Consider the following 13,352-nt stretch of genomic DNA (forward strand, 5'->3'; position numbering starts at 1 on the left):
GCGGTGGTGGCTCCTCAGCGACCTCCACCTGGGTATATCAGACGAGGACCCCCGGCGCCCCGGCAGCATGCTGCCCGAGTTCCTACACCGCGAGGAGGCATACAACGCCTGCTCTCGATTACCGATCGGGACCGGACGCTGTGCGGGATGACCTGTTCACCTCTGTCAACCGCCATCCGGGCGGGCCCGGCGCGATCCTGATCATCGACGAGTTTGATCCCTGCCTAGGTCCGCACTCTTGCCGGCTGGGTCTCCGAAGTGTTCGTCATCGACAACCGGCCTGTGGTCGCCGCCGGGCATGGTGACGGTATCAATATTCGTGCCCGAACCGGCGGTGATCGGAACCGAGGAACTAGCCAGGGCCTCGAGACCCACTGTCAGTCTGCATTGCGCCAGAAACGGGACGGAATTCCCACGTATAAGAGCCGTCAGCCTTGAGGCTCATCCGTAGGTGACCCCATGTGTCGCTAAACTTCCGCTGCACATAGGAGGGGTCGCTGGTGAACGCCCGGAGGCCCATTCCACCAGTGGACACCTGAAAATGTTGCATCCCGTCCTCAACACACAGGTCCGCGCTGTTAACCGGGCAGGTCCGCTCATAATTGTGCTGTGAGCCGGACAGCAACACACGAACGCGGTTCGCCCAGAAAACGTCAATCCACGGCTTCGCCTTAGACAAGCGGGTATGCCTCGACGTGTCGCTGGTGAAATACGGATCATGGGACATAACCGCCAGATGCTTTCCATCGGCCTTAGCCGCCTTCAGGTCAGCATCCATCTCCGAGGTCATCGCCTCCGCCCGCTTAGCGTCATGACGCCATGCGGCCGAAGGCGCTACAAGAATGTGCCAGTTTCCCTTGTCGAACGAATACCAGTCCAGAGCGTCTTGGAACCGTCCCAGATCGGAGCTCGTCGCACTCTTCACCGTGGACACGCACTGCCCATCCATGTACCGGTCAACGTCGTCATTCACGCCTGGTGCAACATCATGAGTCGGGCCAGCGGTCCAGTACGTCTTGGCTTTAGCCGGACCCCACAACTGGTCGTAAGCCCCGAGCGCGGAACAGGTGCCCTTCTCATACTGGAAATCGCCCAGCGCAAGGAAATTGTCCAGCGAACCGTCGTTGAGACTGGCGATGATGCTAGCCGCGTTCTTACCACTGTGCGACGTGGCCGACGTGTTACCCGAAGGGTTCATATCCCCGGTGGCGGCGAACTCAAACGACTCACCGGACTGCGGCGGCGGGGGAGCGGGAGTAGGACCGGCTGCCGCATAGACGCGGACCCAATCCACACGCATTTCCGCAGCGCCGTCAGCCGTGTCGTCCGGGACCCAGTCCAGTTGTAGCGTCTGGTGCATCGAACCCGGGGGCTGGTGCGCCGCGTCGGTGCTCTCAAACCACTTCACCCCATCGACGTAACCGACCATCCCCTCCGGGGACCAGTCCACCGCGTAGTTATGAAACTGGGAGACGTCGAGAGCCTTGGACGCTGACACCTGCCGGTCATCGCACGAATAGTGGAGGAAAAACTTGATGAGGTTCCAGTCACCCATCGTCTCCGCGTAGTTGACCTCACCGTCACACGGCCAATTCCTACTGTCCGGCCACAGGATCGAAACCATATGATACTCATTGTCACCCGAACCCGCAGCGCGGACCTCCCACCGGCCGTACTTCTGTCTTGCAAACTTCGCGCTCATTCCAGCGGTCGTCCCGTCCGGTGTCCCAGTCATGACCATTTTGGAGCCGTCTACCGTAACCTGCTGGGGACTCCGAATACCATTCCCCGCGTGCCCGGCACTGTTGTACACGGACCACTTGGCGGCGTCCGGTGCGCCGGTGTAGTTGAACTCGTCGCCAGCGATCGGCGTGCCCCAGTTAAGATCTGTCGCGGCCGAGCCTGTCGTTGACGTGGCAGGCGTCGGCATGGCTGATGCTGAGGTGGGGGCCGGCGCCGCCGTCGTTTCTGGCGGTTGAGGTGAGGGGGCCCAGCAGCCGGCCAGCAACAATGCCACCACCCCAAGGGCGAACAATTGTTTACGCATACGACAGATGATAGGGGCTCCTGCGGCGGATGCCTATGTGACCGCGCCCAGGCGCCTCAGCCAAAGTCGCACGCCAGTATTCGGGCACCGCGGGCCGGGATCCCCAACCCGAAGATATCCCTTCGCGGGATTTGCGGGCAAAACAAAACCCCGCCCTCATGGCCAGCAGCCAATGAAGACGGGGTTTTCTTTGGTGGTGCACCCCCCGGGACTCGAACCCGGAACCCATTGATTAAGAGTCAATTGCTCTGCCAGTTGAGCTAGAGGTGCATCTGTTGTTTTCGTTCACCGCGGTCTTTTTGTTCCCGCGTTGTTCTCCGCAACGACATGAAACTCTACACGAGTTTGGGCGGAGTGTGAAATCGGGCCGGAAGGAGGTCCGGCAGCTACTCCGGCAGCTGCAAAACCAGCACAAAATCAGGGTTTCTATCGTTGCTGAGCACCCACAGACGGCCGTCCGGAGCCAGCGAGACGCTTCTGATCCGCCCGTACATTCGTGTGAAATAGCTCACGGGATCACCGGCGGATTCGCCATCCAGGGGAACGGCCCAGAGCCGCTGGCCGCGGAGCGCGCCGAGGTAGGCCGTGTCGCCGACGGTCTCAAGCCCGCTGGGAGAGGATTCCGACGTCGATGGCCACACCACCTTCGCGTCGAGGAACCCGGCGCGGTGTGGGGCGCCGGTGACCTCCGGCCAGCCGTAGTTGCCGCCGGGCACGATCAGGTTCAACTCGTCGTCGACGTCGGGCCCGAATTCGCTGGCCCACAGCCGGCCGGCGCTGTCCCAGGCGAGCCCCTGGACGTTACGGTGGCCCAGGCTGTACACCGGGTTGTCGCCGAACGGATTGCCCGGTGCAGGGCGTCCCTCTGGTGTGAGGCGCAGGATCTTGCCGCCGAGGGCGTTCACGTCCTGGGGCTGCCCGCGGCGCTGCGAATCGCCGGTGCCGACGTACAGGAGGCCGTCCGGTCCAAACCGGATCCGCCCGCCGTTGTGCGTGGAGGCCTTGGGGATTCCGGAGAAGATGACCTCCGACGGCCCCAACTCCAGCTTTCCGGCACGCTCCTCGAGGCGGAACCGTGCGATCCGGTTGTCACCCGCGGAGGTGAAGTAAGCGTAGAGGTACCGGTCCCTCGCGAAGTCCGGGGACAGAGCAAGCCCCAACAGCCCGCCCTCGCGGTCGGCGTCGACGTCGGGCACCTTGCCAATCGTGCCGGCACTCCCGTTGCCAGAGCCGGGCGCGATGCTCCGGAGCCGGGCGGTCTCGCGTTCGGAAATGACGGCTGTGCCGTCCGGAAGGAAGACCGTGGACCACGGCACCTGTAGTTCGGCGTCGATCTTCCCAACAACCGTCGGCTGGTCGACGCCCGGCGGGGTCCCGGCGGGGGAGGACCCCTCCGGGCCCGGGGACACGGTGCCTCCGCCGGCCGGGGGAGCCGTGGCGGGTGTGGTGCTGCCGCCGCCGTCACCCGGGGTGCAGCCGCTCAGCAGAATGGCGGCGGCCAACGGAAGGCCCGCCCACCGCCCTGCTCTCGTCCCCGTCATCAGTACACCGGGACCCGTTCCCCGGTTCCCTGCAGCCCGTCCACAGGGCTACTGCCGCGTCCGCCGAGGTGGCCGGAAACCCGCCGCCTCGGCATGCGCGGCGGAGAGGAACCAGACCTCGGCCCGGGTCTCCTCGAAGGCGGGGCTGGTCTCGTCGTGGTAGACCATCGAGGAGGCGTCGCCCTTGACCGTAAAACCCTCGGGTCCGCTGCCGTCAGGCGCCGGTGCTGCCGATCCCTCGCCATACGGCTGGTCGACGGCGAGATGGCCGGCGGGTTCCGCGGTGTGGCCCACAGCCGTCTCGGACGCCGCCGAGGACACGGCTGCCTGCCGGGTCTCGGCCTGGGCGGGGCCGGGTTCAGCCGGAGCCTGCACCGGCTCCTGTGCGGGCTCCTCTGCCGGCGGCGGCGCGGGCACGGAAGCCCCGCCTACGGCCCTAGCGTCCAGGCCAGCCTCCGCGTCAGTTTCCGCCGCGGCGGATTCGGCGCCGGGCAGGGTGGGGGCGTGGGGCTCGGTGTATTCAGGGTGGTGCACCGGAACGCCTGCTGCTGTCGCGCCGCCTGCCGCTGCCGCCGCGGCGGCCGCCGTGTGGTCGCCATGGCTGCCGGCGCCCGGCTTCTGATGGAGCTCGGCATGCGGCTCAGCCGGCGGGGTCTCGGACCACTGGGTTTCCCATTCGGGGCTAGCCCCGGCCGGGGCCGCCTCCGCTGCAGCTTCGTCGGGTTCCGCCGCGGGCTCAGCGGCGGGTTCAGCGGCGGCGGTCGGGGCAGGGCGCGCCGCAGCTGCGCGCGCCGCGGCGCGCGCCTCAGCGGCCGCTGCATCCTCGGCGGTCGCGCCGGCGTCGGGTTTGGGTTCCGGTTCGGCTTCGGGTTCGGCCTGGTTGAAACCGGCAGCCGTGGGCATCCAGGCAAGGCCGGCTGCAGACGCGGAAGCGGCTGACCCGCCGCCGGAGAGGGCGCCGCGGTGGGAGGCGCCGTGGTCGACGTCGTGCGGATGGGGAGCGCCGGAATCGTGGGTGGCAGTCCCGCTTCCCGCGGAGCCGGAGCTGCTGCGGGAGCTGTTGCGGTTGAGTAGCCACCAGACGATGGCGACAATCGCCACGATGACGACGAGCCAGATAATCCAATCCATAGCAGAGCCTTTCTGTCCATGAGGCAAGGTTGCCGTCGCTTGACGGTACGTCTGCCCGAAGGGGGCTGTCCAGCCTCCATGTCGCCGCCCTGTAGCCTCATTTCATGGATTTCAAGAGACTGCGTATTCTCCGCGAGCTCGCCGACCGGGGCACGGTCGGCGCCACGGCGGAGGCCATGAACGTCACGCCCTCCGCCGTCTCGCAGCAGCTCAAGACCCTGCAGGAAGAGCTGGGGGTTGTCCTGGTGGAGAAGTCGGGCCGGGGGGTGCGCCTCACCGAGGCCGGACTCGCGATGGCAGTGGCGGCCGCCGAGGTTTCCACTGCCATGGCCCGCGCGGAGGCCACCATCGACACCTACCGGCGCGGCTGGCAGACCCATGTCAAGGCCGCGTTCTTCCCCAGTGCCGCCGAGATGTTCCTCCCCGGACTCCTGCACCGCGTCAAATCCATCGATGGCCTCCGCTTCCAGGCCCATTTCGAGGACCCCAACGTGGCCGGATTCGCGGGCCTGACATCCGACTATGACATCGTGCTGGCACACAGCGTCGACGGGCCGGACGTCTTCGCCCGGCTGGGACTGACGGTCGTGCCGCTCCTCGACGAGCCGCTCGACGTCGCCATCCCCGAGGGCCATGCGCTCGCCGGAAAGGCGACGCTGCGGGCCGAAGACGTCATAGGCTTCCCATGGATGGGAGTTCCCGAGGGGTTCCCCTTCGACACCGTGCTCCGCCAGATCGAGGTGCAGGCCGATTCCCCGGCGGTCCGCGCGCAGACCTTCCCCGACCTCCGGGTCCTCGAGGCCCTGGTCAGCGCCGGGCACGGGCTCAGCCTGCTGCCGCGCTACACGGCCCTCAAAAACCAGGGCCGCGGCTTCGTGCTGCGCCCGCTGGCCGGGGTCAAGGCCAGCCGCAGCATCGTCGCGCTCGCCCGCCCCGATGTGGCGGCCCGGACCACCATCCAGCAGGTGCTCACCCTGCTCAAAGCCGAAGCGCAGTCCGTCGCCGAAGCACCGGAACTGCGTGACGCCGCCCACCTCAATTGAGCCGCTTCGCAGCGATGGGTCCATCAAGTGAGACGGAAGTCCACCATTTGGTCGAAACATTCCCGGTTTTGCGCTTAATGCTCCATTCCGGGTCGTTGGGCCCCGCAACGGAGCCCTAGACTTTGACCCATGAGTGAGGACACCCAAACAGCGACAGACACCAAACCGGACATCAAGCCCCGCAGCCGGGTTGTTACCGACGGAATCCACGCCGCGCCCGCGCGCGGGATGTTCCGGGCGGTCGGCATGGGCGACGACGACTTCGCCAAGCCGCAGATTGGTGTGGCCAGCTCCTGGAATGAAATCACTCCTTGCAACCTCTCCCTGAACCGGCTTGCCCAGGGCGCCAAGGAAGGCGTGCACGCCGGCGGCGGTTTCCCGATGCAGTTCGGCACCATCTCCGTCTCGGACGGCATCTCCATGGGCCACGAGGGGATGCACTTCTCGCTGGTGTCCCGCGAGGTCATCGCCGACTCCGTGGAAACCGTCATGCAGGCCGAGCGCATCGACGGCTCCGTGCTGCTGGCCGGCTGCGACAAGTCCCTGCCCGGCATGCTCATGGCCGCCGCCCGCCTGGACCTCGCCGCCGTCTTCCTCTACGCCGGCTCCATCATGCCCGGCTGGGTCAAGCTGGAGGACGGCTCCGAAAAGGAAGTCACCCTCATCGACGCCTTCGAAGCCGTGGGCGCCTGTGCCGCCGGCAAGATGAGCCTCGAAGACCTGACGCGCATCGAAAAGGCGATCTGCCCGGGTGAAGGCGCCTGTGGCGGCATGTATACCGCCAACACCATGGCGTGCATCGGCGAAGCGCTGGGCATGTCCCTGCCCGGCTCGGCCGCACCGCCCTCGGCCGACCGCCGCCGCGACGAGTTTGCCCGGAAGTCCGGTGAGGCGGTGGTCAACCTCCTGCGCAAGGGCATCACCGCCCGGGACATCATGACCAAGAAGGCGTTCGAAAACGCGATCGCCGTGACCATGGCCTTCGGCGGCTCCACCAACGCCGTACTGCACCTGCTCGCCATCGCCCGCGAGGCCGAGGTCGAGCTGACCCTGGACGACTTCAACCGCATCGGCGACAGGATCCCGCACCTGGGTGACCTGAAGCCGTTCGGCCGCTACGTCATGACCGACGTCGACAAGATCGGCGGCGTCCCGGTCATCATGCGGGCGCTGCTCGACGCCGGCCTGCTGCACGGGGACTGCCTGACCGTCACGGGCAAGACCGTCGCGGAGAACCTCGCGGCGATTAACCCGCCGGACCTGGACGGCAAGATCCTCCGCGCCATGGACAACCCGATCCACAAGACCGGCGGCATCACCATCCTGCACGGCACGATGGCCCCCGAAGGTGCCGTCGTGAAGAGCGCCGGCTTCGACGCCGACGTCTTCGAGGGCACCGCCCGCGTCTTCGAACGCGAGCAGGGTGCCCTGGACGCGCTCGACAAGGGCCAGATCAAGGCCGGGGACGTCGTCGTCATCCGCTACGAGGGCCCCAAGGGCGGACCGGGCATGCGCGAAATGCTCGCCATTACCGGCGCCATCAAGGGTGCCGGCCTGGGCAAGGACGTGCTGCTGCTGACCGACGGCCGCTTCTCCGGCGGCACCACTGGCCTGTGCATCGGCCACGTTGCCCCGGAAGCCGTCGACGGCGGCCCCATCGCCTTCGTCCAGGACGGCGACCGGATCCGCGTGGACATCGCCGCCCGCAGCTTCGACCTCCTGGTCGACGAGGCGGAGCTCGACTCCCGCAAGGTCGGCTGGGAGCCGCTCCCGGCCAAGTTCACCAAGGGTGTGCTCGCCAAGTACGCCAAGCTCGTCCACAGCGCCTCCACCGGCGCATATTGCGGGTAGCCGAGACTGAACTGCTGAACCAACTGGCTCGCTCGTGCTGCCGGTATGAGCGGTCATAATGGTCATTAACTGCGAGCCATTTGGGCTGGCGTTCAGACTGTGGACAATGAAGTCCAAATAGTGAGACAGGGCGCAGGCTCGTTGACACACGTCTCACTAAGAGGGAAAACTGAACGCATGATCGCATTCGTTACCGTCGGCGCCACTGCAGGTGTCTCCGTCGTCCTTACCAAGCGCGTGGCTCCATAGCCCGACTGGTAACGAACCGTCACGCGCAAACCCCTCGAAGAGCCGCCAGGCTGAGGGGTTTTTTTATTTCCGCACCACCGGTTCACCAGCACCACGCAGCACCAGCAGTACCCCGATCACCGAAGATCCAACCGAAGATCCACTAAGGAAGAGTCCGATGAGCAAAGGATCGCCGATCAGCCCCTCGCTGATGGCCACTAAGTCCGCTGGAGCCCACAAGGCTTCGGAACGCGTCGAGCGTACGGCTGACGCCGGCGTCGACACTGCTGCCGTCTCTCCTGTCCTTGGACCGAACAACGTCGTACCCCCGACGGTGATGACCGGTTCACAAGCAATCGTCCGCTCGCTCGAAGAACTCGGCGTGGACGATATTTTTGGTTTGCCCGGTGGCGCGATCCTGCCCACCTACGACCCCTTGATGGCTTCCCGAATGAACCACATTCTGGTCCGTCACGAACAGGGAGCCGGCCACGCCGCGCAAGGCTACGCCATGGTCACCGGACGGGTGGGCGTCTGCATCGCCACCTCGGGTCCGGGTGCCACCAACCTCGTCACCGCCATCATGGATGCCCACATGGACTCCGTGCCGATGGTGGCCATCACCGGCCAGGTCGCCAGTGGAGTCATCGGCACCGATGCCTTCCAGGAAGCGGACATCGTCGGCATCACCATGCCGATCACGAAGCACTCCTTCCTGGTGACCGACGCCAACGACATCCCGCACGTCATGGCCGAGGCCTTCCACCTGGCCTCGACCGGCCGCCCGGGCCCCGTCCTGGTCGACGTCGCCAAGGACGCCCAGCAGGGTCAGATGACCTTCTCCTGGCCGCCGAAGATCGACCTGCCCGGCTACCACCCGGTGCTCCGCGGCCACAACAAGCAGGTCCGCGAGGCCGCCCGGCTCATCGCGGCAGCCAGCAAGCCCGTGCTCTATGTGGGCGGCGGCGTCGTCAAGGCGCACGCCTCGGCGGAACTGCTGGAGCTCGCTGAACTCTCCGGCGCCCCCGTGGTCACCACCCTGATGGCCCGCGGCGTCTTCCCGGACTCGCACCCGCAGCATGTCGGGATGCCGGGCATGCACGGCACGGTCTCGGCCGTGACCGCGCTGCAGCAGTCGGACCTGCTGATCACGCTCGGTGCCCGCTTCGATGACCGCGTGACGGGCGTCCTGAAGACCTTCGCCCCGAACGCCAAGGTCATCCATGCGGACATCGACCCGGCCGAGATCTCCAAGAACCGCACGGCCGACGTCCCGATCGTGGGCTCGGTCAAGGAGATCATTCCGGAACTCAGCGAGGCCCTGCGCGCCGTGTTCGCCGTCTCCGGCACCCCGGACTACACCAACTGGTGGGCCTTCCTGAACAACCTCAAGGAGACATACCCGCTGGGCTGGACCGAACCCGACGACGGCCTCAGCGCCCCGCAGCGCGTGATCGAACGCATCGGTGCCCTCACCGGGCCCGAAGGCGTCTACGTCGCCGGCGTGGGACAGCACCAGATGTGGGCCGCACAGTTCATCAAGTACGAACGCCCGCATGCCTGGCTGAACTCCGGCGGGGCCGGCACCATGGGCTACGCCGTACCGGCCGCCATGGGCGCCAAGGTGGGCAACCCGGACCGCGTGGTCTGGGCCATCGACGGCGACGGCTGCTTCCAGATGACCAACCAGGAACTGGCGACGTGCGCGATCAACAAGATCCCGATCAAGGTTGCCATCATCAACAACTCCTCGCTGGGGATGGTGCGGCAGTGGCAGACCCTGTTCTACGAGGGCCGCTACTCCAACACCGACCTCAACACCGGCCACGACACCGTCCGGATCCCGGACTTCGTCAAGCTGGCGGACGCCTACGGCTGCGCCTCGTTCCGCTGCGACCGCGACGAGGACATCGACGCCACCATCCAGAAGGCCCTGGAGATCAATGACCGCCCCGTGGTCATCGATTTCGTCGTGAGCCCCAACTCCATGGTGTGGCCGATGGTCCCCTCCGGAGTCAGCAACGACCAGATCCAGGTTGCCCGCAACATGACCCCGGAATGGGAAGAGGAGGACTGAACATGACCCGCCACACACTGTCCGTTCTGGTCGAAGACAAGCCCGGTGTGCTGACCCGCGTCGCCAGCCTCTTCGCCCGCCGGGCCTTCAACATCAACTCCCTGGCCGTCGGGCCGACGGAAGTTCCGGGCATGTCCCGGATGACCGTCGTCGTCGACGCCGACGGTGAGCTGATCGAACAGATCACCAAACAGCTGAACAAGCTGGTCAACGTGATCAAGATCGTTGAGCTCACCGCCGAATCTTCCGTACAGCGTGACCACATCCTGGTCAAGGTACGTGCGGATGCCGGAACACGGCTGCAGGTCACCCAGGCTGCAGACCTGTTCCGCGCATCAGTGGTCGACGTCTCCACAGAGTCGGTTGTCATTGAGGCAACGGGCCACCCCGAAAAGCTCACGGCGCTGCTCTCAGTGCTTGAGCCTTTCGGCGTCCGCGAAATCGTGCAGTCCGGCACCCTGGCCGTTGGGCGGGGATCCCGCTCCATGAGCGACAGGGCCCTACGCTCCGCGTAAGACACAGCGTAAGACACCAGCTATAGACAAGTTTCACCGACAAGCACCACCCAAGAATCCACAAAAGGAGACACCCCAGTGACTGAAATGTTCTACGACGACGACGCCGACCTGTCGATCATCCAGGGCCGCACCGTCGCCGTCATCGGTTACGGCTCCCAGGGCCACGCCCACGCCCTCAGCCTGCGCGATTCCGGCGTTGACGTCCGCGTCGGCCTCAAGGAAGGCTCCAAGTCCCGTGCCAAGGCCGAGGCCGAAGGGCTGCGTGTCCTGAACGTCGCGGACGCCGTCGCCGAAGCCGACCTGATCATGGTCCTCACCCCGGACCAGGTCCAGCGCCACGTGTACGCCGAGGACATCGCCCCGAACCTCCAGCCGGGCGATGCCCTTTTCTTTGGCCACGGCTTCAACATCCGCTACGGCTACATCAAGCCCCCGGCAGACGTCGACGTCGCCCTCGTTGCCCCCAAGGGCCCGGGCCACATCGTCCGCCGCGAGTTCGAAGCCGGCCGCGGCGTGCCGGACCTGATCGCCGTCGAGCAGAACCCGTCCGGCAAGGCCAGGGAACTGGCCCTGTCCTATGCCAAGGCCATCGGTGGCACCCGTGCAGGCGTCATCGAGACCACCTTCACCGAAGAGACCGAAACGGACCTGTTCGGCGAGCAGGCTGTCCTCTGCGGCGGCGCCTCCCAGCTGGTCCAGTACGGCTTCGAGGTCCTCACCGAGGCCGGCTACAAGCCCGAGGTTGCCTACTTCGAGGTGCTGCACGAGCTCAAGCTCATCGTTGACCTCATGGTCGAAGGCGGCATCGCCAAGCAGCGCTGGAGCGTCTCCGACACTGCCGAGTACGGCGACTACGTCTCCGGCCCGCGCGTGATCACCCCGGACGTGAAGGAAAACATGAAGGCTGTCCTCAAGGACATCCAGGACGGCACCTTCGCCAAGCGCTTCATCGACGACCAGGACGCCGGAGCCCCCGAGTTCAAGGCGCTGCGCAAGAAGGGTGAGGACCACCCGATCGAGGCCACCGGCCGCGAATTGCGCAAGCTGTTCTCCTGGATCAAGAACGAAGACGACTACACCGAAGGCTCAGTCGCCCGCTAGGCACTGACCGGCAGGGAAGCCGGACACCATTATTGGGGTCCGGCTTCCCTGCTGCAGGGCACCACCCGCACCACCCGTTGCACCAAAATCCCCACCTGATATACAAGAGAGCTAAAGAGGTCACCGGTGACAAGCACCAAACCTGTAGTACTCCTCGCTGAGGAACTTTCGCCCGCCACGATCGAGGCCCTTGGCCCGGACTTTGAAATCCGGCAGACCGACGGCGCCGACCGTTCCCAGCTGCTCTCTGCGATCGCCGACGTCGACGCCATCCTGGTCCGCTCCGCCACCCAGCTTGACGCCGAAGCCATCGCCGCCGCGAAGAACCTCAAGGTGATCGCCCGCGCAGGCGTCGGCCTCGACAACGTCGACATCAAAGCCGCCACCCGGGCCGGTGTCATGGTGGTGAACGCCCCCACCTCGAACATCGTCTCCGCCGCTGAACTCACTGTCGGCCACATCCTGAGCCTCGCCCGGCACATCCCGCAGGCCAGCGCCGCGCTCAAGGACGGCGAGTGGAAGCGCTCCAAGTACACCGGCATCGAACTCTTCGAGAAGAAGATCGGCATCATCGGCCTGGGCCGGATCGGCGCGCTGGTCGCCGCCCGCCTGAAGGGCTTCGACACGAAGATCCTCGCCTACGACCCTTACGTCACCTCGGCCCGCGCCGCCCAGCTCGGTGTCCAGCTGGTGACCCTGGACGAGCTGCTCGCGCAGTCGGACTTCATCAGCATCCACATGCCCAAGACGCCGGAGACCGTCGGCATGCTCGGCGCCGAGTCCTTCAAGAAGATGAAGAGCACCGCGTACGTCGTCAACGTCGCCCGCGGCGGCCTCGTCGACGAGGAGGCGCTCTACACCGCGCTGGAGTCCGGCGAAATCGCCGGAGCCGGCGTCGACGTCTTCGTCAAGGAACCCAGCACCGACCTGCCGTTCTTCAAGCTCGACAACGTCGTGGTCACCCCGCACCTGGGCGCGTCCACGGACGAAGCGCAGGAAAAGGCCGGTGTCTCGGTCGCCAAGTCCGTCCGCCTGGCCCTGGCCGGGGAACTCGTTCCCGACGCGGTCAACGTCGCCGGCGGCGTGATCGCCCCGGACGTCCGCCCGGGCATCCCGCTGATGGAGAAGCTGGGCCGCATCTTCACCGCCATGACGCACGCCTCGCTGACCCAGTTCGACGTCGAGGTCGCCGGGGAAATCTCCTCCCTCGACGTCAAGGTGCTCGAACTCGCCGCGCTGAAGGGCATCTTTGCCGACATCGTGACCGAGCAGGTCTCCTACGTCAACGCCCCGGTGATCGCCGAGCAGCGCGGCATCAACGTCCGCCTGATCACGACGCCGGACACCGAGTCCTACCGCAACGTCCTGACCCTCCGGGGCGCCCTCAGCGACGGCACGCAGATCTCCGTCGCGGGCACCCTGACGGGGCCCAAGCAGGTCCAGAAGCTCGTCGGGATCAACGGCTTCGAGGTGGAGATCCCGATCAGCGAACACCTCGTGGTGGTCGCCTACTCGGACCGCCCCGGCGTGATCGGCACCATTGGCCACATTCTGGGCATGAACAACATCAACATCGCCGGCATGCAGGTCGCCCGGCAGGACGAGGGCGGCCAGGTGCTCGCCCTGCTGACCATCGACAGCTCCGTCCCGCAGCAGGTCCTGGACGCCATCAAGGCCGGAATCGGCGCCGACATGGTGCGCGAGGTCGACCTCGAGGACTGATGTCTTCACCGCGGACACCGGCGGCGGCCAGGCCGCCGCCGGTGTCCGCGGGAACATGGCCGGTCTGCGTACAATGGCTACGTCCGAATTTCG

At 66.1% G+C, this 13,352-nt stretch carries 9 protein-coding genes and 1 tRNA gene; 6 read left to right on the forward strand and 4 right to left on the reverse strand.

Annotated features, from left to right (window positions below; all coding sequences use genetic code 11):
• Nucleotides 1–352: 352 nt before the first annotated feature.
• From J2W14_RS11090 to J2W14_RS11105, 4 genes are all read right to left on the reverse strand, one after another.
• The gene (locus tag J2W14_RS11090) at nucleotides 353–2,047 is read right to left on the reverse strand and encodes a family 16 glycosylhydrolase (RefSeq protein ID WP_307462400.1); all 1,695 of its coding nucleotides are present in this window, start codon (nucleotides 2,045–2,047) and stop codon (nucleotides 353–355) included.
• A gap of 194 nt (nucleotides 2,048–2,241) precedes the next feature.
• Nucleotides 2,242–2,317, reverse strand: a tRNA-Lys gene (locus J2W14_RS11095).
• A 116-nt stretch (nucleotides 2,318–2,433) separates the two neighbouring features.
• Nucleotides 2,434–3,588 (reverse strand): PQQ-dependent sugar dehydrogenase, encoded by a 1,155-nt coding sequence (locus J2W14_RS11100; protein WP_370871260.1) that lies wholly within the window; start codon nucleotides 3,586–3,588, stop codon nucleotides 2,434–2,436.
• A gap of 48 nt (nucleotides 3,589–3,636) precedes the next feature.
• Nucleotides 3,637–4,719: a sunset domain-containing protein gene (locus tag J2W14_RS11105; RefSeq protein WP_307462404.1), complete on the reverse strand. Its 1,083-nt coding sequence runs from the start codon at nucleotides 4,717–4,719 to the stop codon at nucleotides 3,637–3,639.
• Nucleotides 4,720–4,823: 104 nt separating this feature from the next.
• Here J2W14_RS11105 and J2W14_RS11110 point away from each other — a divergent pair, with 104 nt between their 5' ends.
• The 6 genes from J2W14_RS11110 to serA all read left to right on the forward strand — a co-directional run bounded on the left by J2W14_RS11110 (nucleotide 4,824) and on the right by serA (nucleotide 13,259).
• A complete protein-coding gene (locus J2W14_RS11110; RefSeq protein ID WP_307462408.1) occupies nucleotides 4,824–5,762 on the forward strand; it encodes a LysR family transcriptional regulator in 939 nt (312 codons plus the stop codon).
• A gap of 129 nt (nucleotides 5,763–5,891) precedes the next feature.
• Nucleotides 5,892–7,613: a dihydroxy-acid dehydratase gene (gene ilvD, locus J2W14_RS11115; protein WP_307462411.1), complete on the forward strand. Its 1,722-nt coding sequence runs from the start codon at nucleotides 5,892–5,894 to the stop codon at nucleotides 7,611–7,613.
• A 406-nt stretch (nucleotides 7,614–8,019) separates the two neighbouring features.
• A complete protein-coding gene (locus tag J2W14_RS11120) occupies nucleotides 8,020–9,918 on the forward strand; it encodes an acetolactate synthase large subunit (RefSeq protein WP_307462412.1) in 1,899 nt (632 codons plus the stop codon).
• A gap of 2 nt (nucleotides 9,919–9,920) precedes the next feature.
• Complete coding sequence (gene ilvN / locus J2W14_RS11125; RefSeq protein WP_307462414.1) at nucleotides 9,921–10,433, forward strand: acetolactate synthase small subunit; 513 nt, start codon at nucleotides 9,921–9,923, stop codon at nucleotides 10,431–10,433.
• 78 nt (nucleotides 10,434–10,511) lie between these two features.
• Nucleotides 10,512–11,537 (forward strand): ketol-acid reductoisomerase, encoded by a 1,026-nt coding sequence (ilvC, locus tag J2W14_RS11130; RefSeq protein WP_307462416.1) that lies wholly within the window; start codon nucleotides 10,512–10,514, stop codon nucleotides 11,535–11,537.
• Between the two features lie 126 nt (nucleotides 11,538–11,663).
• Nucleotides 11,664–13,259 (forward strand): phosphoglycerate dehydrogenase, encoded by a 1,596-nt coding sequence (serA, locus tag J2W14_RS11135; RefSeq protein WP_307462417.1) that lies wholly within the window; start codon nucleotides 11,664–11,666, stop codon nucleotides 13,257–13,259.
• Nucleotides 13,260–13,352: the final 93 nt, after the last annotated feature.

This window comes from Pseudarthrobacter oxydans, from assembly GCF_030812335.1.
Taxonomy (GTDB): Bacteria; Actinomycetota; Actinomycetes; order Actinomycetales; family Micrococcaceae; genus Arthrobacter; species Arthrobacter oxydans_B.